Annotated in this window: 22 protein-coding genes and 1 pseudogene; 21 read left to right on the forward strand and 2 right to left on the reverse strand. The window is 37.4% G+C overall.

The window, feature by feature from the left end; translation table 11 throughout:
* Positions 1 to 3: 3 nt before the first annotated feature.
* The 5 genes from NST05_RS03355 (at position 4) to folP (ending at position 5,093) form a co-directional block, all read left to right on the forward strand.
* Positions 4 to 252, forward strand: a complete 249-nt coding sequence (locus tag NST05_RS03355) for a KH domain-containing protein (protein WP_002951562.1) — start codon at positions 4 to 6, stop codon at positions 250 to 252.
* A gap of 142 nt (positions 253 to 394) precedes the next feature.
* The gene (locus NST05_RS03360) at positions 395 to 1,657 is read left to right on the forward strand and encodes a bifunctional folylpolyglutamate synthase/dihydrofolate synthase (protein WP_022097000.1); all 1,263 of its coding nucleotides are present in this window, start codon (positions 395 to 397) and stop codon (positions 1,655 to 1,657) included.
* Positions 1,658 to 1,720: 63 nt separating this feature from the next.
* Positions 1,721 to 3,565: an APC family permease gene (locus NST05_RS03365; RefSeq protein ID WP_340742900.1), complete on the forward strand. Its 1,845-nt coding sequence runs from the start codon at positions 1,721 to 1,723 to the stop codon at positions 3,563 to 3,565.
* Positions 3,566 to 3,710: 145 nt separating this feature from the next.
* Positions 3,711 to 4,274, forward strand: coding sequence for a GTP cyclohydrolase I FolE (gene folE / locus NST05_RS03370; protein WP_011226385.1), 564 nt, complete (start codon positions 3,711 to 3,713; stop codon positions 4,272 to 4,274).
* Positions 4,275 to 4,292: 18 nt separating this feature from the next.
* On the forward strand, positions 4,293 to 5,093 hold the full coding sequence (gene folP / locus NST05_RS03375) for a dihydropteroate synthase (protein WP_002953386.1): 801 nt from the start codon (positions 4,293 to 4,295) through the stop codon (positions 5,091 to 5,093).
* A gap of 31 nt (positions 5,094 to 5,124) precedes the next feature.
* On the opposite strand, the gene NST05_RS03380 is transcribed toward folP, so the two are convergent.
* Entirely contained in the window at positions 5,125 to 6,576 is a 1,452-nt protein-coding gene (locus NST05_RS03380; protein WP_082309085.1) for an alpha-amylase, read from the reverse strand.
* 221 nt (positions 6,577 to 6,797) lie between these two features.
* Here NST05_RS03380 and folB point away from each other — a divergent pair, with 221 nt between their 5' ends.
* The 8 genes and pseudogenes from folB to NST05_RS03420 all read left to right on the forward strand — a co-directional run.
* Entirely contained in the window at positions 6,798 to 7,157 is a 360-nt protein-coding gene (gene folB, locus NST05_RS03385) for a dihydroneopterin aldolase (RefSeq protein WP_084829021.1), read from the forward strand.
* Positions 7,154 to 7,645 carry a 2-amino-4-hydroxy-6-hydroxymethyldihydropteridine diphosphokinase gene (gene folK, locus NST05_RS03390; RefSeq protein ID WP_011681480.1) on the forward strand — a complete coding sequence of 164 codons (492 nt, stop codon included), beginning with the start codon at positions 7,154 to 7,156 and terminating at the stop codon, positions 7,643 to 7,645. Before folB ends, folK begins: the two co-directional genes overlap by 4 nt.
* 188 nt (positions 7,646 to 7,833) lie before the next feature.
* Positions 7,834 to 8,736, forward strand: a complete 903-nt coding sequence (gene murB / locus NST05_RS03395) for a UDP-N-acetylmuramate dehydrogenase (RefSeq protein ID WP_014608604.1) — start codon at positions 7,834 to 7,836, stop codon at positions 8,734 to 8,736.
* A gap of 44 nt (positions 8,737 to 8,780) precedes the next feature.
* Positions 8,781 to 9,935, forward strand: coding sequence for an ABC transporter ATP-binding protein (locus NST05_RS03400; RefSeq protein ID WP_002953381.1), 1,155 nt, complete (start codon positions 8,781 to 8,783; stop codon positions 9,933 to 9,935).
* On the forward strand, positions 9,919 to 10,713 hold the full coding sequence (locus tag NST05_RS03405; protein WP_002951547.1) for an ABC transporter permease: 795 nt from the start codon (positions 9,919 to 9,921) through the stop codon (positions 10,711 to 10,713). Before NST05_RS03400 ends, NST05_RS03405 begins: the two co-directional genes overlap by 17 nt.
* Positions 10,710 to 11,489 carry an ABC transporter permease gene (locus tag NST05_RS03410; protein WP_011681478.1) on the forward strand — a complete coding sequence of 260 codons (780 nt, stop codon included), beginning with the start codon at positions 10,710 to 10,712 and terminating at the stop codon, positions 11,487 to 11,489. The genes NST05_RS03405 and NST05_RS03410 overlap by 4 nt, the downstream gene beginning before the upstream one ends.
* Positions 11,482 to 12,549 carry an ABC transporter substrate-binding protein gene (locus NST05_RS03415; protein ID WP_340742983.1) on the forward strand — a complete coding sequence of 356 codons (1,068 nt, stop codon included), beginning with the start codon at positions 11,482 to 11,484 and terminating at the stop codon, positions 12,547 to 12,549. The genes NST05_RS03410 and NST05_RS03415 overlap by 8 nt, the downstream gene beginning before the upstream one ends.
* A gap of 189 nt (positions 12,550 to 12,738) precedes the next feature.
* Positions 12,739 to 13,061, forward strand: a pseudogene (locus tag NST05_RS03420) (SPFH domain-containing protein); the annotation flags it as partial.
* A gap of 270 nt (positions 13,062 to 13,331) precedes the next feature.
* Here the strand turns inward: NST05_RS03420 and NST05_RS03425 are convergent.
* Positions 13,332 to 13,625 carry a hypothetical protein gene (locus tag NST05_RS03425; protein ID WP_157795602.1) on the reverse strand — a complete coding sequence of 98 codons (294 nt, stop codon included), beginning with the start codon at positions 13,623 to 13,625 and terminating at the stop codon, positions 13,332 to 13,334.
* 122 nt (positions 13,626 to 13,747) lie between these two features.
* On the opposite strand from NST05_RS03425, the gene NST05_RS03430 reads away from it, so the two are divergent.
* From NST05_RS03430 to NST05_RS03465, 8 genes are all read left to right on the forward strand, one after another.
* Entirely contained in the window at positions 13,748 to 14,017 is a 270-nt protein-coding gene (locus NST05_RS03430; protein WP_157795601.1) for a hypothetical protein, read from the forward strand.
* A 117-nt stretch (positions 14,018 to 14,134) separates the two neighbouring features.
* Entirely contained in the window at positions 14,135 to 14,776 is a 642-nt protein-coding gene (locus NST05_RS03435) for a peptidylprolyl isomerase (protein WP_084829019.1), read from the forward strand.
* A gap of 152 nt (positions 14,777 to 14,928) precedes the next feature.
* Positions 14,929 to 15,087 (forward strand): hypothetical protein, encoded by a 159-nt coding sequence (locus NST05_RS03440; protein WP_011681388.1) that lies wholly within the window; start codon positions 14,929 to 14,931, stop codon positions 15,085 to 15,087.
* A gap of 235 nt (positions 15,088 to 15,322) precedes the next feature.
* Positions 15,323 to 16,662, forward strand: a protein-coding gene (locus NST05_RS03445) for an IS3-like element ISSth6 family transposase (protein WP_095559508.1) whose coding sequence is annotated in 2 segments (ribosomal slippage) — positions 15,323 to 15,764 and positions 15,764 to 16,662 — 1,341 coding nt in all. Because the reading frame shifts where the segments join, the coding sequence is not laid out codon by codon here.
* A 239-nt stretch (positions 16,663 to 16,901) separates the two neighbouring features.
* Positions 16,902 to 17,762 carry an Rgg/GadR/MutR family transcriptional regulator gene (locus NST05_RS03450; protein WP_084829018.1) on the forward strand — a complete coding sequence of 287 codons (861 nt, stop codon included), beginning with the start codon at positions 16,902 to 16,904 and terminating at the stop codon, positions 17,760 to 17,762.
* Positions 17,763 to 17,844: 82 nt separating this feature from the next.
* Positions 17,845 to 17,937, forward strand: a complete 93-nt coding sequence (locus NST05_RS03455) for a KxxxW-cyclized peptide pheromone (RefSeq protein ID WP_011681384.1) — start codon at positions 17,845 to 17,847, stop codon at positions 17,935 to 17,937.
* Between the two features lie 69 nt (positions 17,938 to 18,006).
* Entirely contained in the window at positions 18,007 to 19,326 is a 1,320-nt protein-coding gene (gene kwcM / locus NST05_RS03460; protein WP_011681383.1) for a KxxxW cyclic peptide radical SAM maturase, read from the forward strand.
* The gene (locus tag NST05_RS03465) at positions 19,323 to 20,414 is read left to right on the forward strand and encodes an MFS transporter (RefSeq protein ID WP_011681382.1); all 1,092 of its coding nucleotides are present in this window, start codon (positions 19,323 to 19,325) and stop codon (positions 20,412 to 20,414) included. The genes kwcM and NST05_RS03465 overlap by 4 nt, the downstream gene beginning before the upstream one ends.
* Positions 20,415 to 20,420 lie beyond the last annotated feature (6 nt).

Raw genomic sequence — 20,420 nt, forward strand, 5'->3', positions numbered from 1 at the left:
CCTATGGATACCATTGAAAATCTTATTATCGCTATCATTAACCCCTTAATTACTTCACCAGATCAGTTGACCATCAAGATTATTGACGGTCCTGAGTTTTTGGAGTACCATCTTGATCTTGCCCCATCCGATATTGGGCGTGTTATCGGGAAAAAGGGACGTACTATTAAGGCGATAAGAGCGATTGTCTATTCGGTACCTACTCAAGGTAAAAAAGTTCGTCTTGTTATTGACGAAAAAGAGAAAGCTTAAGAGGTGACCCTAGGGTTGCCTTTTTTATATTTTGGTTATAGCTAGCAATCTTTGGTATAATAAGAGGGTTAAAGTGGTATTAGGCTCATAGAAAAACTAGTTTAATGGCTAAGTCAAAGCATTAGCTTAAAAAGGAGCAATTATGATTTATCAAGAAGCATTGGATTGGATTCATGGTCAATTAAAATTTGGCATTAAGCCTGGCTTGGAACGTATGGCCTGGATGCTTGAAGAACTAGGAAACCCACAGGACAATCTTAAGGCTGTGCATATTGTGGGAACAAATGGTAAGGGATCTACTGTCAATGCCTTACAAACGATTTTTTCTCAAGCCGGCTATGAAGTTGGAACATTTACCTCACCCTATATTATTGATTTCAAAGAACGCATTTCTATCAATGGTCAGATGATTTCAGAAGAGAATCTACTTGGCTTAGTTGAGCGTGTTAAGCCGGTGGTTGAACGTCTCCCAAAAGAGACAGAGCACGAAAATGCGACAGAGTTTGAGATTATCACAGTCTTGATGTTCCTCTACTTTGGGCAAGTCCATCCTGTTGATATTGCTTTTATTGAAGCTGGAATGGGTGGCCTGCATGATTCTACCAATCTATTTAGTCCTCTAGCGGTCATCTGTCCATCGATTGGCTTAGATCATCAGGCGGTCTTGGGCAATACTCATGCTGAAATTGCTACAGAAAAGGCTGGTGTTTTAAAAAATGGAGCGTCTTTTATTTATGCGACTGACCGTACTGACGTTCGAGATGTTTTTAAACAGAAGGCGAATGAAGAAGGTTCTAAGACCTATGAGTTGGGTAAAGATTTCACCGCTGAAGGGTCTAGCCATTCCTTTGATTTTATTTACAAGGAGCAGAGGTTGGAGGGTATAGCCTTGGCTATGGCTGGTCAACATCAGGTGGCAAATGCTAGTTTGGCTATCATGGCTAGTCTTTTGCTTCAAAAGGATTATCCTAAAGTAACTCCTGAACTCATAAAGGATGCACTGGCTCATGCTAGTTGGTTAGGTCGGACAGAGTTCTTGATGCCTAATCTTATGATAGATGGTGCTCATAATAACGAAAGTGTTAAGGTCTTAATTGATTTGTTAAGGTCAGAGTATGCGGATAAGGATATCGAATTGCTTTTCGCAGCTATTGATACTAAGCCTATTGATAGTATGTTGGCTCAGTTAGAGTCAGTCGGTGATTTGACAGTAACAAGCTTTGAGTATCCAAATAGTGTAAAATTGGACAAGTACCCAGTTACTTATAAACAAGTGTCAGACTTCCAGACATGGATTGAGGAACACGTGACTGCTAATGATGATAAACTTTATGTTATTACAGGATCTCTTTATTTTATTTCTCAAGTTCGAAAATGGATTTTAGAGCAGGAAAGTGCTGTTTAAGACTTGAAGGATAAGAATTAGGGGCGTATAATACTTCATGTGTTTTAAAAGTAAGGAGAAAAAATGTTACAACGTCTGAAAAACTTTTTAATAGGTGAACCCTTGACCCATGATAATAGCAGTGATGATCACTTATTATCTAAGGTTCAGGCATTAGCTATGTTGTCGAGTGATGCTCTATCATCTATCGCATACGGCCCTGAGCAAGTCGTATTGGTTTTGATGGCTGTATCAAGAGCTGCTATTTGGTGGTCTATCCCGATTGGGATTTTGGTTTTAGTCCTTTTGATTAGCCTTACCATTTCTTACAGACAGGTAATTAAGGCCTATCCACAAGGTGGTGGAGCCTACATGGTAACTTCGGAAAATCTGTCACCTAAATTTGGTTTGATAGCTGGAGGTAGCCTCCTAGTCGACTATATGTTGACAGTTGCCGTTTCAGTTGCCGCAGGTGCAGATGCCATTACCTCAGCCATTCCATTACTTCACCCCTATAATCTTCAAATCTCAATAATTTTGGTGCTTGTTTTAATGGTGTTGAACCTCAGGGGAATGCGTGAGTCGGCAAAGTCTTTGATGGTTCCTGTTTATCTCTTTATTGCCTCAACGCTGTTCCTATTAGGATATGGTTTCTTACAGATCTTAACGGGGCATATGCCTTATGCGGCTACGGCGCATTTAGGCCAACCGATTACAGGTGTGTCAGTGATTCTTATTTTAAGGGCCTTTACTTCAGGTTCGGCTTCATTGACAGGGGTGGAAGCTATCTCTAATGCAGTGCCTTTCTTTAAGAAACCTAAGTCTAAGAATGCGGCATCAACCCTCTTTATCATGTCAAGTATTTTGGGAATTATGTTTACTGGAATTACCTTTCTTAACTGGTGGACTGGTATTACACCTCATTCAGGTGTGACAATGTTGGCGCAACTGGCTAGGGAAATTCTTGGTGATTCATGGTTTGGCAGTATCTTATTTTATATTTTTCAGTTCTCAACTGCCATGATTCTTGCAGTGGCAGCAAATACTGGTTTTTCAGCCTTTCCGATGTTGTCCTTTAACATGGCTAAGAATAAATACATGCCTCATATCTATCTTGAAAAAGGTGCACGTATGGCCTACTCTAACGGTATCTTGACGCTGGCTATTGGGGCCATTACTCTCTTATTCATTTTCCGAGGAAATACGGAACGTTTGATTCCGCTTTATACAATAGGGGTGTTCGTTCCTTTTGCACTTTCTCAAACAGGTATGGTTGTTCATTGGAGTCGTGAATATGGTAAGGGTTTCTGGAAGCATTCTTTAGCTAATATTTTAGGTGCCTTAATTTGTTACGGTATTGTTCTCATTCTCATTCTCTTCCGTTTAGGGGATATTTGGCCATTCTTCCCAATTATTGCTATTTTGATGTGGATGTTTCTTAAGATTAAGAAACATTACGATGGGGTTGCTCAACAGTTGCGTATTGATGGCCCAGTCAAAGAACATCATTATCAAGGTAACATTGTCCTTATCTTGGTGGGAAATGTTACAAAGGCTAATATTGGTGCCATTTCTTATGCACGTTCTATTGGTGATAAGGTTATTGTTATGCACGTGTCTACTAAAGATACAGAGAATAAGGATAAGGAAATCGAACAAGAGTTTAAAAAATATTTCCCAGAAATCGAGATGGTTCATATCCGATCACCTTACAGCTCAATTACACAGTCAACTATTCAATATGTAGACGAAGTGGCTACTCAGGCTGATAAGGATAATGCGACTCTGACTGTTTTGATTCCACAGTTTGTTCCGAAAAAATCATGGCAAAATATACTTCACAACCAGACGAGTTTACGATTGAAATATTATCTCAAATGGCGTGAAAATATTGTCATTTCATCATATTCTTACCACTTAAAAGATTAAATAAAGACAAGCGAAAACGGTTCTCGTGTGACGGGGAGTTTTCGCTTTTTTGGTTAGAATTCAGCTAGACAATTTTATTTTTTGCAAGAAAAATCAAGCAAAATGAGTTATAATAGGTAGTATTATAAGGTTTCAAGAGGAAATTATGGAAAATCAAGAAAAAGTAGAACAAGCAGTCTATCAATTATTGGAAGCTTTGGGTGAGAATCCTGAGCGTGAAGGTCTTTTGGATACGCCAAAACGTGTGGCTAAGATGTATGCTGAGATGTTTTCAGGTTTAAATGAAGACCCGAAAGATCAGTTTACAGCGGTTTTTTCAGAGGTTCATGATGAAGTTGTACTTGTTAAGGATATTCCTTTTTACTCTATGTGTGAGCATCACTTGGTTCCTTTTTATGGCATGGCTCATGTAGCCTATTTGCCAAGTGGGGATAAGGTGACAGGACTATCAAAATTGGCACGTGCTGTTGAAGTGGCAGCCCGTCGTCCACAATTGCAAGAACGTCTCACAGATCAAGTCGCTACAGCGCTTGAAGAAGCCCTTAATCCTCGAGGGGTCTTTGTTATGGTGGAAGCTGAGCACATGTGTATGACTATGCGTGGTATTAAAAAACCAGGAAGTAAGACCATCACAACGGTTGCTAAAGGCATCTATAAAGAAGACCGTGAAGAACGTAAGGAAATTCTTTCTTTGATGCGTGATTTTTAGGAGTTAATAGGAGTTAAAATGTTTATTGGTAAACATGAAATTGCAGGTAAGGCCTGCATTATGGGAATCTTGAATGTCACCCCAGACTCTTTCTCAGACGGTGGGGATTTTGACACAATTGAAGATGCATTGGCCCAGGTTGAGCGTATGATTTCCCAAGGGGCTAGCATTATCGATGTAGGTGGTGAATCTACAAGACCTGGAGCGGAATTTGTAACCGAGGAAGAAGAGATTGCTCGTATAGTACCAATTATACAAGCTATTAAGGAAAAATATGATGTTCTTATCAGTATTGACACTTACAAGACAGCCACTGCCAGAGCTGCTCTTGAAGCAGGTGCAGATATTCTTAATGATGTCTGGGCAGGACTTTATGATGGTCAGATGCTAGCCTTATCAGCTGAAAAAAATGTACCGATTATCCTCATGCATAATCAAAAAGAAGAAAAATACAATGATGTCACAGAGAATGTCTGTACTTTCCTTAGTCAACGTACGCAAGCTGCCTTGGAAGCAGGTGTAGCTAAAGAAAATATTTGGATTGATCCTGGCTTTGGTTTTGCCAAGAATGTTCAACACAATATTGACCTGCTTAGGGGCTTGGACAAAGTTGTTGGACTTGGGTATCCTGTTCTTTTTGGGATTTCTCGTAAGCGTGTTGTGGATTTTCTCCTAGGTGGAAATATTCCTGCCAAGGACCGTGATCAAGGGACAGCTGCTTTATCTGCTTATGCTGTTAGCAAAGGATGTCAGATTGTCCGTGTCCATAATGTTGAAGCCAATCGTGATGTCGTTAAGACTATCTCAGGAATTTTATGAAATTAAAAAAAGCTCAAATCGAGCTTTTTTCTTAGTCTTGAATTGTCCAAACGCTGACAGATTTTTCAGAGACTGGGAAGTCTCCCCACCCGTCTTCGTCAATTGTTACAGTATCAGAGCAGTTTCCAAGAATATCATAGAAAGTTTGTCCAGCCCAATCACTTCCAATTTCCATAGATTTGTTGTTGGCAGCATCATTAGAAATGGTTACGGCTAATGGAGTACAGTCTTCATTACCAGAGCGTGTCCATCCAATACAGTTAGGGTCGTCAAAGTAGTCTGTTTGCTCTCCATAAGCCAAATCTTTACGAGCGTAAAGTAAGGTGTCTAGGACCTCTTTGAAACTTTCTTGAGCAAACTCACCATCAATGCCATAGTAGTCACCATAAAATAGGCAAGGAAGGCCGTCTTTACGAAGAAGGATGAGGGCATAGGCAGATGGTTTAAACCATTCTTCAACAGTAGATTCCAATGCTTGTCCACGTTGGGTGTCATGGTTCTCTACGAAGGTTACCGCATGCTCAGGGTGATTTTTGACCAATGTTTGTTCGAAAATAGTCGTCAAATCGTAATCTGCTCCTTTGAGGCTGGCATCATATAAATTGTAATGAAGGCGAACATCCACAAGATCAAAGCGGTTTTCAGTTTTTTCGAGATAAGTATTATTATCCTCTTCCTTGGCATTCCAAAATTCACCAAAAACATAGAAATTTTGACCTTGTTTTTCTTTGACGTCGCGAATAAAATTACGCATAAAGAAATAATCAATGTGCTTGACAGCATCCATTCGGAAACCTTGGACACCAGTTGTTTCGACGAACCAGTCAGCCCATTCGTAAATATTTTCTATAACTTCAGGATGCCTATAATCTAGGTTAGCAAACATAAGGTAGTCAAAGTTACCATTTTCATTGTCAACCAAGTCATTATGTGCCCAGCCTTTGTTGTCACCTTGGATAAGATAGATACCTTTTTTATTTCTTTTGGCATCAAAGTCAATCCCATTAAAGTGGTACCAGTGCCATTCAAAGTCGTTGTAAGCTTTCTGACGTCCGTCAAAAGTGAAATGAGTCCAACCCTCGATTTCAAACGGTTCGCTGATTACTTTGGTACGGTCCTCAGGGTCAACTTCTACCACATAAAAGGTTTCAAGTTTATCCGCGGCTGCCTTGTGGTTGAGCACAACATCGGCCATAGGGATGATACCAACATTTTTGAGTTGGTTGATGGCATTAAGGTATTCTTCCTTGAGACCATATTTGGTGCGTATGGTTCCCTTTTGGTCGAATTCCCCAAGGTCAAAGAGGTCATAGACTCCGTAACCAACATCATCTTTGTTAGTAGCTTTGAAAGCAGGTGGCATCCAAACATGGCTGATGCCAAGGTCTGCTAGATGTTGGGCATCTTCAGCTAAGTTGTTCCAATGCTGGCCGTCACTTGGGAGATACCATTCAAAGTATTGCATTGCAGTTTGATTTGTCATAGTTTCTTCCTTATTAGTTGACATAGTCTTGGTTTAGATATCAGGGAGTTTTTAAACTTCTGTGCCTTTATTTTACCAAATCAGAAGAATTACGCAATCGATTGTATGGCCGAAAAAACAATAACTTCAGATTTGTCTAAAATATCATACTAATTAGAGCCCAACTTTTCAACTTTTTTGTGCTAGAATAAAGATGAGTTTAGTCGTCTTAAGGAGAAAATATGGATAAAATTATTTTAAATGGTTGCCGTTTTTATGGCTATCACGGGGCTTTTGTTGAGGAGCAAACCCTAGGGCAAATTTTTGTGGTAGATCTGGAGCTGGTTGTTGATTTGACCAGGGCTTCACAAAGTGACAATCTAGCAGATACGGTTCATTATGGTTTAGTTTTTGAAGCCGTACAGAGACAGGTGGAAGAAGAAAAGTATATTTTGATTGAGCGTTTAGCTGGTGCTATTTGTGAGGACTTGTTTGATCAATTTGTGCCAATCCAATCTATTAAAATTCGAATTATTAAAGAAAATCCACCAATTAATGGGCACTATAGAAGTGTTGGAATTGAATTGGAGCGTAGTCGATGACAAAAGTTTATTTAAGTTTGGGATCTAATATGGGAAATCGTCAAGACTATCTTAAAAAAGCGGTGGAGTCATTGGATCGCTTGCTTGAGACGGAAGTTAAAGCAGTGTCCTCTTATTATGAGACGGCTGCTTGGGGATTAACTGACCAGGCTGATTTTTTGAATCTCGCTTTAGCACTTGACACTCAGTTGCCGGCTGAAAGCTTGCTGAGTGCTTGTCAGGCAATTGAGAAAGATTTAGACCGCGTTCGCCATGAGCATTGGGGCCCTCGAACTGTGGATATTGATATTCTTTTATATGGGCAGGAAATCTGGGGGACTGAGCACCTTAAAGTGCCTCATCCTCTCATGACTCAAAGGGCCTTTGTTTTGGTTCCTCTGCTAGAAATTGCCGAGAATTTAGTTGAGCCTCAAACTGGTCAAGCCTACAAAAAATATTTGAGTCAAATAGACACTAGTGATGTCCGCAAATTGGAGCAAGTGGACTAGTTTTTACTAAAATTCCTTGTCGTCAAGATAGGGATTTTTTGCTATAATTAATTTTGGCTTTTTGTGGTATTTTTCTTTTAATTGTTAGGGAAAATACTAACTCATTTTTAGGTTGTGATAGTAATAAGGGGAAATTTTTCACAATACCTACAAAGAAATAAATGTATAGAAAAAGTATGGGAATTAACATGTTAGATGAACTTAAAGAAGATTTAGTTGGGATTGATATTCGTTTCGACGAACCCTTAAAACGTTATACTTACACCAAGGTTGGAGGTCCAGCGGATTATTTGGCCTTTCCACGTAACCGATATGAGCTTTCTCGTATTGTCAAATTTGCCAACAAGCACAACATTCCATGGATGGTGCTTGGTAATGCCAGTAATTTGATTGTTCGTGACGGTGGTATCCGAGGTTTTGTGATTATGTTTGACAAGCTTAATGGTATCGCTGTCAATGGTTATCAAGTTGAAGCAGAAGCGGGAGCTAATTTGATTGCAACAACCAAGGTGGCTTGTTTCCATAGTTTGACCGGTTTTGAATTTGCGGCGGGAATTCCAGGTAGTATTGGTGGTGCTGTCTTTATGAATGCGGGTGCCTATGGTGGCGAGATTGCACATATCTTGGTTTCTGCTCAGGTTCTTACAAAAGATGGTGATATTCGTACGATTGATGCAAGAGATATGCGTTTTGGTTATCGTCGTTCGGTGCTCCAAGAAACAGGTGAAGTGATTATTTCAGCAAAATTTAACCTCAAACCAGGAGACTACGAACAAATCAAACATGAGATGAACCGCCTTAATCACTTACGAGAACTTAAACAACCTCTCGAATACCCATCATGTGGTTCGGTCTTCAAACGTCCGCCAGGTCATTTTGCTGGTCAGCTTATTATGGAAGCTAACCTCAAGGGACATCGTATCGGTGGTGTTGAGGTTTCAACCAAGCACGCTGGTTTCATGGTCAATGTCGATCAAGGAACAGCGAAAGACTATGAAGATCTTATTGCAGATGTTATCGCTAAGGTTAAGGAAAATTCGGGTGTTACACTAGAGCCTGAAGTTCGCATCATTGGCGACAAATTAAATTAATAATACTAACCCTATTTTTGATATCCATGGAGGATTTATGACAATTGACTAATCCGATTATTGCCTTTCAAAACGTCTCGAAAGTATTTGAAGACAGTGGCACACAAGTTTTAAAAGACATCAACTTTGAACTGGAAGAAGGTAAGTTCTATACCCTGCTTGGGGCTTCTGGTTCTGGTAAATCAACTATCTTGAACATCATTGCTGGTCTCTTAGATGCGACCAGTGGTGACGTTCTTTTGGATGGAAAGCGTATTAATGATATCCCTATCAATAAAAGGGATGTTCACACCGTTTTCCAATCTTATGCCCTCTTTCCACACATGAATGTCTTTGACAATGTGGCTTTTGCGCTTAAGTTAAAAAAAGTGCCTAAGAAGGAAATTGAAGAGCGTGTAAAAGAAGCATTGAAAATGGTTCAACTAGATGGTTATCAAAAGCGCTCGATTCAAAAATTATCGGGTGGTCAACGCCAACGTGTAGCTATTGCCCGTGCGATTATCAATCAGCCACGTGTGGTCCTTTTGGATGAGCCCTTGTCAGCACTGGATTTGAAGTTACGTACTGAAATGCAATACGAGTTGCGTGAACTACAGAAACGTCTAGGGATTACTTTTGTCTTTGTCACCCACGACCAGGAAGAAGCCTTGGCCATGTCAGACTGGATTTTTGTTATGAACGATGGTGAAATTGTTCAATCAGGAACGCCTGTTGATATCTATGACGAGCCTATCAACCATTTCGTTGCAACCTTTATCGGAGAATCTAATATCCTACCAGGAGTCATGATTGAGGACTATTTGGTCGAGTTCAACGGAAAACGTTTCGAATCTGTTGATGGAGGAATGCGTCCAAATGAACCTGTCGAAGTGGTTATCCGTCCTGAAGATTTACAAATCACGCTTCCTGAGGAAGGTAAGCTTCAGGTTCGTGTAGAAACACAGCTTTTCCGTGGGGTCCACTATGAAATCATTGCCTATGATAATCTTGGCAATGAATGGATGATTCATTCAACCCGTAAGGCGATTGAGGGTGAGATTATTGGCCTTGATTTTACGCCTGAAGATATTCATATCATGCGTCTTAATGAGACAGAGGAAGAATTCGATGCTCGTATTGAAGAATATGTGGAAATGGAAGAGCCTGAGGATGGCTTGATTAATGCCATTGAGGAGGAGCGTCATGAAGAAAACAGCTAGCCTCTTCTCGGTACCATACCTTCTTTGGCTTCTACTTTTCGTAGTTGCTCCAGTACTCATGCTGCTCTACCAGTCATTTTTTGACATCAGTGGCAATTTTACTTTGGACAACTATGGAACCTTCTTTTCCAGTTGGACTTACTTGAGGATGAGCTTTAACTCGGTCCTTTATGCGGCCATCATAACCTTAGTGACACTCCTCATCTCTTATCCGACCGCATATCTCCTAACCAGACTGAAGCATAAACAACTTTGGTTGATGTTAGTTATTTTACCAACCTGGGTCAACCTTCTTCTAAAAGCTTATGCCTTTATGGGGATTTTTGGCCAACAAGGTGGAATTAACGCCTTTCTTGGTTTCTTTGGGATTGCTCCCATGCAAATTCTCTTTACAGATTTTTCTTTCATTTTTGTAGCCAGTTATATTGAAATTCCATTTATGATTCTACCGATTTTTAATGCTCTGGATGATTTGGATGAAAATATTGTCAATGCAAGTAAGGATTTAGGAGCTAATGATTGGCAGACCTTTACCAAGATTATCTTTCCTTTGTCGCTTAATGGGGTACGCTCGGGTGTACAATCGGTCTTCATTCCTAGTCTTAGCCTCTTCATGCTAACACGTTTGATTGGTGGGAACCGAGTTATTACACTAGGAACGGCTATCGAACAGCATTTCCTCACAACACAAAACTGGGGAATGGGTGCGACCATTGGTGTTGTGCTTATTGTTACTATGATTGCAATCATGTGGTTAACAAAGGAGAGACGTCAATGAAAAAATTTGCAAATCTCTATTTAGCTCTAGTCTTTGTTATCATCTACCTGCCAATCTTTTATCTAATCGCCTTTTCTTTCAATAGTGGTGGCGATATGAATAGTTTCACAGGATTTACTCTTGATAACTATCAGAGCATGTTTTCAGATAGTCGACTCATGTTGATTTTAGCTCAAACCTTCTTTTTAGCTTTTCTTAGTGCCCTCTTGGCGACGATTATTGGTACCTTTGGGTCAATTTTTATCTATGAGAGCAAGCAGAAGCAGCAGACTGGAATCTTATCCCTAAATAACGTGCTAATGGTTGCACCGGACGTTATGATTGGTGCGAGTTTCTTGATTCTCTTTACCTGGATTGGTTTCCAACTTGGCTTTGTATCGGTTTTGTTGAGTCACATTGCCTTCTCAATCCCAATCGTGGTTCTCATGGTTTTGCCGCGCCTCAAGGAAATGAATCGAGACATGGTGAATGCAGCTTATGACCTGGGTGCGACCCAATGGCAGATGTTACGCGAGGTCATGTTGCCATACTTGACACCTGGTATTATCGCTGGTTATTTCATGGCCTTTACCTATTCTTTGGATGACTTCGCAGTAACCTTCTTTGTAACGGGTAATGGTTTTTCAACACTTGCTGTGGAAATTTACTCACGTGCTCGTAAAGGGATTTCCTTGGAAATCAATGCCCTATCAACGGTTGTCTTCCTCTTCTCTATTCTTCTAGTCATTGGATATTATATGATTACCCAGGAGAGAAAGGAGGAGCATGATGCGTAAACTCTATCAATTTCTGTCAGGGATTTTAGCAATTATTTTCTTCCTTTGGGGAATTTCTGCCTACATGCAAAGTCGCACCGGAAGTGCTTCGGACAAACTGGTTATTTATAATTGGGGTGACTACATTGACCCTGATCTCTTGACCAAGTTCACTAAAGAGACAGGAATAAAAGTCCAGTATGAAACCTTTGATTCTAACGAAGCTATGTATACTAAAATTAAGCAAGGTGGTACGACTTACGACATCGCTGTACCTTCGGACTACACCATTGATAAGATGGTCAAGGAAGACCTTTTGGTGAAGTTGGATAAATCTAAAATCCATGGCTTCGATCAGATTGGCTCAAGCTTTAAGGGTCTTAGTTTCGATCCCAATAATGACTATTCTATTCCTTATTTCTGGGGGACAGTCGGAATTGTCTATAATACGAAATTGGTGAAAAAAGCACCTCAGCACTGGAATGATCTTTGGTCACCTGAATACAGAAACCAGATTATGATGGTTGATGGTGCGCGTGAAGTCATTGGTTTTTCTCTCAATAGCTTGGGTTACAGTTTGAATACCAAGAACATGACGGAATTGCGTCTGGCTGAAACTAAACTTAATAGCCTTACACCGAATATTAAAGCTATTGTGGGTGATGAGATGAAGGGCTACATGATTCAAGGTGATGCAGCTATTGGAGTAACCTTCTCAGGGGAAGCCAGTGAGATGCTTGATAAAAATGAAGATCTTCGTTATGTTGTTCCATCTGAAGGCTCAAATCTGTGGTTTGATAATCTGGTCATTCCTAAAACAGTGAAGCATGAAAAAGAAGCTTATGCTTTTATCAACTTCATGTTTAAACCGGAAAATGCAGCGCAAAACGCTGAATATATCGGCTATGCCACACCTAACGAGGCAGCTAAAACCTTACTTCCAAAGAGTATTACTAATGATAAAGCCTTTTACCCATCAGAATCAACCATCAAAAACCTTGAAGTCTATAATAACTTAGGTAAAAAATGGCTTGGGATTTATAATGACATTTACCTTCAAGATAAGATGTATCGTAAATAAAAAGTTTCCTTTTGGACTGTTGGGTTTTAAGCTTAGTCACAAAATACAAGAGGCTGAAACGCTAGTGTTTCAGCCTCTTTTATGATTGTCAAAGCTCTTGAAAAAGATATACTATTTTTCTTGAATAGTTGTATTACTGTGCTATAATAAAGCAAAGAAATCTTTAATGTTTATTTTGGAGGACTTAACATGCAGGCAGCATTTCTCTTTTTACTGATTTTATTCTTGATTATCTTGGGAATTCTCATCAGTATGCTTTATGTCGTACGTCAACAGTCAGTAGCCAGTCAGTAGCCATCGTTGAACGTTTTGGACGCTATCAAAAAATCGCAACGAGTGGTATTCATATGCATTTGCCATTCGGTATCGATAAAATTGCAGCTCGTATTCAACTACGTTTGCTTCAAAGTGAGATTGTGGTTGAAACCAAAACAAAGGACAATGTCTTTGTTATGATGAATGTGGCTACTCAGTATCGTGTAAATGAACAAAATGTTACAGATGCTTACTATTGTTTTGCTTGGTTGCCTTGGTTCAGCAGATTGCCTTTCCTACTGACTGGGTCGTTACATTTGTTACCTTTCTTCTGTCCTTTGTGGTTATTGCGTCCCTTTATGGTCTAGGCTTTCTCTTTGCCAGTTTTTCCTTTGTCTTTACAAAAATTTCCAGTATTACTAGCCTCCTTGCTTACGGGATTCTCTTTTTGGTTGGTTTTCAGGAACAATCGAGTCATTTGATTGCTACTTTAACTCGTTTCTTGCCTTTCCATCTCTTGGTGAGTTTTATCCGCCAGCCAAGTTGGTTCGTTCTTTTATTATTACTGGGATACGGTTTGATTTACTGGCTCTTGGGTTACTTGTGCTTTCAAACTTGTTTGACCTATGCCAAAAAGAAGGGAAGTTTGTTCCATGTATAATGAAGTGAAGCGATTTTATCTCTTTCGCAGGAGACGCTGGGCGGATACCCTGTTTGACACCCTCTACCACGTCATTTTCATTCTTGGTTTTTATAGCCTTTTGAGGGGAAATTCTGACTTTCAGTTGTCCTATTTCTATTATTATTTCATCTTGACCCATGTGGTTTCCTTGGGAAATGAAGAGTTGGAGTACGAGATTCGGTCTGGGCAATCTTTTGGCACCCAGTATGCTTTGCAATCAGTGTATAGAATTTACCTGCAACGAGCAGTGGTTTACTTTGTTTGGTTGTCTTTGATCTTCTGGATTGCCCTATTGTTGATTCGTCAGGATTTACTACCCCACTTTTCTTTGAAGGTCATCAGTTTCCAGGAACTGCTCGTGGTATTGGTTGCTTTCCTGATTTTCATCGGCTATTACTTTGTCATGATTCGACTTACTATCCGCTTTCAACGGATTTCAGTCTTGGTAGATTTTCTAAACACCGTGCTCTTATTCTACTCAGGGCTCGTATTTCCAGTGGTGAGTTTTGGGAATTTGAAGAAATTATTTGATTGGCTTATAAGAAATTAAGGATTCTTTTTCAATACAGAGTCCTTTTTCTATTGTGATACTTTTTTCAAGATTTATCTGTTATGCTTGACCTAGTTTTTATAGAAAGAAGGTCTAAGATGTTAAATAAAGTCAAAACTAAAGCCTTAATTAGTGTTGGAGCAGTAGCCACAACTAGCTTTATTCTCATGATGGGATATACTGCTGGTCAACATTCTACTGCCAAACAAAGTCGAAAAGAAATCGAATTGGCTGCAGCTAAACTTGTAGAGGACAAACAAGCAGAAGATAAAGCAAGTATTTTATCATCAGATACTGTAAAAGAATTTTTGACACAGTACTATACGAAAGAAAAACTAGGGGAAAATAATACACGTATTCAACCTTATATGACTGAATCGGCCTATTCTCAAGAATTGACAAGTCAAAATGATGCCATGAACCAAGTGTATAAGGACTATATTTTGGATTATCATTTTGAAAAAGCAGATATCTTTGTCAATCAGACTACGAATCAAGCCATTGCCATGGTCTCTTATAATGTAACTTATGTATCTGATTTAAAGAATGCCAACCAATCAAAGACAAACCAAACAGAAACCAGAACGGTTAATTTGAACTATTCGAAACTACCTGGTAAGTTATTGGTCAACCAAGTACAGGTTTGGAAATCTGGGTTAGATGATCTAGATAAGGCAACTCCTAAAACTTTAGAAGAATCCTCATCTGTTCCATCATTGCCGAATACTACGACAAAATGATGATATTTTATGAATATAGAGGAATGTAAGCAAATTTCAATTCTTGATGTAGCCAATCGATTAGGTATCTCCTTTAAACAAGTTTATGATAAAGCAGTTTACTGGATCTATAGTGGTGTTAAAGGACAATATGAATATTAGAAGGAGAAAAAATGACTAAACATAGTTATGTTGCGAAATTTAAGCGTAAAGACGAAACCGTCTTTACGAAAAGGTTTCTAGCTTCAGATTTATTTGAGGCTGTTGAACATGCGCTAGAGTATGCCACTAAGCGAGATATTCTCTATCTCGACTTAGGGCATGCAGGATAGTAGTCAGTAGAAAGTAGAGGCTGGGACAAAAAGTTCTCAGTCACAAAAAAGCTAGAGATTTCCAATTGTGGAACTCTAGCTTTTTAAATTCGAGTCACTCTCTTGTTATATTTCAGAAGATTTTTGGTCAATTCTATTTCACCAAGTCTATCACAATCATGCAAAAAGCAACGGTTTTATGAACTGCACCCCAAAAGTTAGACAGAAAAAATCTAACTTTCGGGGTGTTTTTATTATGAAATTGACTTATGAAGATAAGGTTCAAATCTATGAACTTAGAAACCAAGGATATAGCTTAGATCAGCTTTCAAATAAATTTGGGATAAACATTTCTAATCTTAGCTACATGATTAAATTGATTGATCGATACGGAATAGAAATCGCTAAAAAAGGAAAGAATCGTTACTACTCTCCTGAATTAAAACAAGAAATGATTGATAAAGTCCTATATAAAGGCTATTCTCAAGATAGAGTTTCTCTTGAATATGCTCTCCCAAATCGTGGGACGCTTCCTAACTGGCTCGCACACTATAAGAAAAACGGGTATACTATTGTTGAGAAAACAAGAGGAAGGTTATCTAAAATGGGACGTAAGCCAAAGAAAAAACTGGAAGAAATGGAACGTCTTCAAGCAGAAAATGAGTACCTTAGAGCGGAGAATGCAGTTCTTAAAAAGTTGAGAGAACTCCGATTGAGGGAAGAAAAAGAGCAAGAAGAAAAACGGAAATTGTCCGAGGATTGGTAACTGAGTTTTCTTTAGATATGCTTCTAAAGATTATTAAGCTTGCTCGTTCAACCTATTATTACCACTTAAAACAGCTGGATCAAAATGATAAGGATTATGACATTAAAGCTGAAATTCAAGCCATTTTTACTGAGCATAAAGGAAATTACGGCTATCGTCGAATGACTCTTGAATTGAGAAATCGAGGAATTGTGATTAATCATAAGAGAGTTCAACGTCTTATGAAAGTACTTGGTTTAACCGCTAGAATTCGCCGTAAACGTAAGTATTCTTCATATCAAGGAGAGGTTGGTATGAAAGCAGAGAATCTCATCCAACGCCAGTTCGAAGCATCCAAACCATTGGAAAAATGCTACACAGATGTAACAGAATTTGCCATTCCAGCAAGCAGCCAAAAACTCTATTTGTCGCCAATTTTAGATGGCTTCAATAGTGAAATTATCGCCTACAATCTTTCTAAGTCACCGAACTTGATACAAGTGAAAGCTATGTTAGAACAAGCCTTTACAGAGAAACATTACAAAAATACAATTCTCCATAGTGACCAGGGATGGCAATATCAACATGATTTCTATCATCATTTTTTAGAGGAGAAAGGAATCCAACCATCCATGTCACGTAAAGGCAATAGTCCAGACAACGGCATGATGGAATCCTTCTTTGGCATTCTTAAGTCTGAGATGTTTTATGGTTATGAGAAGACGTTTAAGTCAATTGAGCATTTGGAACAAGCAATTGCAGACTATATTAATTATTACAACAACAAACGCATTAAGGTAAAACTAAAAGGACTCAGTCCTGTACAATACAGAACTAAATCCTTTACTTAAATTATTTGTCTAACTTTTTGGGGTCAGTACATTATGCCGTTGCTTTTTGGAGCTAAAGGACTTTTGTCCCAGACTCTTTATCCCACGACGATAACGATAATGCCTTCAAATACGACAAGAAGAAGTGTTAGTAAAATTTGCTTTTTCATGTGATAATCCTCACTTTTGTTTTTCTTTATTGTATGATATGATGAAAGCAAATGAAAATTATTCCCATATATGCGTGATGGAGGTGTAGTATGAAAAAATTTGGAGAAATTTTTAAAAAGTTTCGAGAATCGAGAGGATTACGATTAAAAGACGTCGCAAAGGCTGGTATATCAACGTCTCAGCTCTCTCGATTTGAGAAAGGAGAAACAGATTTAACGATTTCAAAGTTCATGTTTATTTTAGATGAAATCAATATGCCAATAGATGAATTTATGTATGCGGTCCATGATTTTCATAGAGATGAGTTAAACGAACTGTTATCGAAAGTACGTCATTTTGTGTCAACACGTGACGTAGAAGGTATGAAAAAATTACTTTATTCTCAGATGGAACTGGAAGATAGGCGAGAAAAATTTCATCAAATCAATATTATTTTATTGAAAATTCGTCTACAGGATTTATCAGGAGAAACTTACTATACAAAGGATGATTTGACATATTTAACAGATTATCTCTTTAGTGTAGAATACTGGGGGTACTATGAGTTATTGATTTTCTCGAATACTTTAGATGTATTAAATCATGATGTTTTCATGGTCTTAGCAAGAGAAATGTTTAGGCGTTCTGATTTTTACAATGAAATTCCAAATAACAGACGATTAATTTCAACGATGCTTTTAAATGGATATATTACATGTGTTGAAAGAGAAAAATTTATGGATGCTTTATATTTTGAAAAGCAGCTAAATCAATGCTTTTTTATTGAGACAGAAGTATATGAACGTTTAGTCTTTAAGTATGCACAAAATCTTTATCAATATAAAGAGGATGGAAATGTGAAAGCAATTATTGAAATGAAGAAGTGTGTTGGAGCGATGAAATTAGCAGGAAGTCATCACTTAGCAAAGACTTATGAAGGACATTTAGAAAAAATTTTAGCTAGTAGTTAGAAAATGCAAATATGGGAATATTTTATTGTAAGTGTTGAAAAGAAATATAATCACAGTATCATATTCGAAAGGAGTACCAAATATGTCTAAAGAGCTTGAAAAAGTCCTTGAGTCTAGTTCAATGGCAAAAGGTGACGGCTGGAAGGTGATGGCAAAAGGTGACGGCTGGGAGTGATAAAGTAATTTATCCCATAAGTTAAGCAGAGGCTATATTTTCCTCTGCTTTTTTAGAAAGGTATTCAATATGATGACAATTTCAGAAGATTTTTTATTTAGACTAGAAAAGTTTGGTGGAATTTTGATAAATAAAGTAACTTTTGACCGAATTGAGTTAGATGAGAGTGAAGCTTATTTTCTTTATTTGGTTCAAAATCATGGTTTTGAAATTGCTACGTCCTTTTTTAAGAAAGAAATAAAAGCAGGGAAACTAGAGCGAGTACTCTTATTAAATATCTATTCTGATAATAATATTGAGGGATCATCGAAAAATCCTGACGAGACTCTTCAAAATGCGAGAAAGCATGTAGCAAAATTAAAAAAACATAACATATTGAGTTTTCCGCTTGAACTAGTAATATACCCCAGTATGTACTGTGATTTAAAATGTGGTTTTTGTTTTTTAGCAAATCGTGAAGATAGAAATGCCAAACCTGCTAAAGATTGGGAAAGAATTTTGCGCCAAGCAAAAGATAATGGAGTGTTAAGTGTTTCAATTTTAGGAGGGGAACCGACTAGATATTTTGATATTGATAATTTGTTGATAGCTTGTGAAGAACTGAAGATAAAGACTACTATAACAACTAATGCCCAATTAATAAAGAAAAGTACAGTGGAAATTCTAGCTAAATCTAAATATATTACACCGGTTTTATCTTTGCAGACTTTAGATCCTAAATTAAATTTTGAATTAATGGGGGTGAGACCTGATAGACAAATTAAATTAGCGAAGTACTTTAAAGAGGTTGGAAAAAAATGTAGAATTAATGCAGTGTATACAAAGCAAAGCTATGAGCAGATTATAGAATTGGTTGATTTTTGTATAGAGAATAAAATAGATAGATTTTCAGTAGCTAATTATTCTGAGGTAACAGGATATACGAAAATAAAGAAAAAATACGATTTAGCTGATTTGAGAAGGTTGAATGAGTATGTTACAGATTATATAACTCAACGGGAAGCTAATTTAAATTTTGCTACTGAGGGATGTCATCTTTTCACCGCTTATCCGGAGTTGATAAATAATTCAATTGAATTTTCAGAGTTTGGCGAAATGTATTATGGATGTCGTGCAAAATATACTAAGATGGAAATAATGTCTAATGGGGATATCTTGCCTTGCATTGCTTTTTTAGGAGTTAATCAAACTAAGCAGAATGCCTTTGAAAAAGATTTGTTAGATGTTTGGTATGATGATCCGTTGTATGGAGGGATTCGTTCTTTTAGAACGAAGAATTCTAAGTGTTTATCTTGTGGATTGTTAAAAATTTGCGAGGGTGGCTGCTATGTTAACTTGATTAAGGAGAAGAGTCCAAAATATTTTAGAGACCCAGTTTGTAACTTATGAGTAAGAAGATTTTTAATTTATACGGAATGAATATGTTTCTATCTGGATTACCGTACTACTTTGTAGGAATTTTACTATTAAAGCACTTAGGTTTTTCGTTCACAGAAATAGCTACTTTATCAGTTATTACTGAGCTATGTGGCTCAGTTTTTGATATTCCTTTAAGTTATATTTCAAGTAAGATTGGTTACAAGAAAATTTTGGCTATTTCAAATTTATTATTAATTTTAGCATTATGGGGCCTATTGTTTGGAAAATCAAATATAATATATATTTCAGCGATATTTTTTGGATTGTCAGAATCATTATCTTCAGGAGTTCTTATTTCTTATAATTTTGAAATAATTGATGACGAAGTTGTATATAAATCATTTTTGAAAAATCTCAACACATTAAAATATATTTTTATTGCTATTATTACGATTATATCTCCACCTTTATTGCATAGGAATTATATTTATCCTATTATTATATCCATTGTATTTGTAATTTTCAGTTTATTATATTTAATAGGATTACCCGAGATTAAAAAGGAACAAAATAATAAACAAAAATTTTTTAGCCTCGATAATATTCAAAATATTCCATGGTTATTAATAATATTAGGAGTAGCATTCTCAACTCTAATTATGATTAGCAATTCTTATGCAGGGATATTCTTAAATGAACAGGGACTTTCACTAGATATGCTGGGAATTATACTATTTATGTTTAATATATCTATGGCTTTGGGGAGTTATCTAAAAATTAAGTTTGAAGTAAGCTTGATGTTACCAGTATTAGCTATACTCATGTTTTTTCAAACTAATCTAATCATCCAAATTATAATCCTTTTATTAATGCGTGTTCTTAATTCCAACTACAATAATCATTTTTATTATAAATTTAATATGTCAATAGAAAAAAATAGAGCAGTATCATGGTCAGTATATAATTTGTTTATTTCGATTAGTTTTATGTTAGCTGATTTCCTAGCTGGTATTTTTGCTGATAACTTTAGTATTAGGAGCAATTATTTAATATTTGGTATAGTAGCTCTTTGTTGCTTAGTATCTTATTCATTTTCTAACAGAGAGAAAAGAACTTAAAAGTTG

This window comes from Streptococcus sp. FSL E2-3494 (assembly GCF_038007085.1).
Taxonomy (GTDB): Bacteria; Bacillota; Bacilli; order Lactobacillales; family Streptococcaceae; genus Streptococcus; species Streptococcus thermophilus.

What these genes read in the sequence shown, in the direction of transcription:
- NST05_RS03425 (WP_157795602.1), bottom strand. Translation starts at nt 13,625, where the DNA reads ATGGGTCAAGATGAAATAATAATAGAAATAGGACAACTGAAAGTCAGA.
- NST05_RS03365 (WP_340742900.1), top strand. Translation starts at nt 1,721, where the DNA reads ATGTTACAACGTCTGAAAAACTTTTTAATAGGTGAACCCTTGACCCAT.
- NST05_RS03450 (WP_084829018.1), top strand. Translation starts at nt 16,902, where the DNA reads ATGAAAAAATTTGGAGAAATTTTTAAAAAGTTTCGAGAATCGAGAGGA.
- kwcM (WP_011681383.1), top strand. Translation starts at nt 18,007, where the DNA reads ATGATGACAATTTCAGAAGATTTTTTATTTAGACTAGAAAAGTTTGGT.
- NST05_RS03440 (WP_011681388.1), top strand. Translation starts at nt 14,929, where the DNA reads ATGACTAAACATAGTTATGTTGCGAAATTTAAGCGTAAAGACGAAACC.
- NST05_RS03435 (WP_084829019.1), top strand. Translation starts at nt 14,135, where the DNA reads ATGTTAAATAAAGTCAAAACTAAAGCCTTAATTAGTGTTGGAGCAGTA.
- NST05_RS03415 (WP_340742983.1), top strand. Translation starts at nt 11,482, where the DNA reads ATGCGTAAACTCTATCAATTTCTGTCAGGGATTTTAGCAATTATTTTC.
- NST05_RS03360 (WP_022097000.1), top strand. Translation starts at nt 395, where the DNA reads ATGATTTATCAAGAAGCATTGGATTGGATTCATGGTCAATTAAAATTT.
- folB (WP_084829021.1), top strand. Translation starts at nt 6,798, where the DNA reads ATGGATAAAATTATTTTAAATGGTTGCCGTTTTTATGGCTATCACGGG.
- folE (WP_011226385.1), top strand. Translation starts at nt 3,711, where the DNA reads ATGGAAAATCAAGAAAAAGTAGAACAAGCAGTCTATCAATTATTGGAA.
- NST05_RS03380 (WP_082309085.1), bottom strand. Translation starts at nt 6,576, where the DNA reads ATGACAAATCAAACTGCAATGCAATACTTTGAATGGTATCTCCCAAGT.
- folP (WP_002953386.1), top strand. Translation starts at nt 4,293, where the DNA reads ATGTTTATTGGTAAACATGAAATTGCAGGTAAGGCCTGCATTATGGGA.
- NST05_RS03465 (WP_011681382.1), top strand. Translation starts at nt 19,323, where the DNA reads ATGAGTAAGAAGATTTTTAATTTATACGGAATGAATATGTTTCTATCT.
- NST05_RS03410 (WP_011681478.1), top strand. Translation starts at nt 10,710, where the DNA reads ATGAAAAAATTTGCAAATCTCTATTTAGCTCTAGTCTTTGTTATCATC.
- folK (WP_011681480.1), top strand. Translation starts at nt 7,154, where the DNA reads ATGACAAAAGTTTATTTAAGTTTGGGATCTAATATGGGAAATCGTCAA.
- murB (WP_014608604.1), top strand. Translation starts at nt 7,834, where the DNA reads ATGTTAGATGAACTTAAAGAAGATTTAGTTGGGATTGATATTCGTTTC.
- NST05_RS03355 (WP_002951562.1), top strand. Translation starts at nt 4, where the DNA reads ATGGATACCATTGAAAATCTTATTATCGCTATCATTAACCCCTTAATT.
- NST05_RS03455 (WP_011681384.1), top strand. Translation starts at nt 17,845, where the DNA reads ATGTCTAAAGAGCTTGAAAAAGTCCTTGAGTCTAGTTCAATGGCAAAA.
- NST05_RS03405 (WP_002951547.1), top strand. Translation starts at nt 9,919, where the DNA reads ATGAAGAAAACAGCTAGCCTCTTCTCGGTACCATACCTTCTTTGGCTT.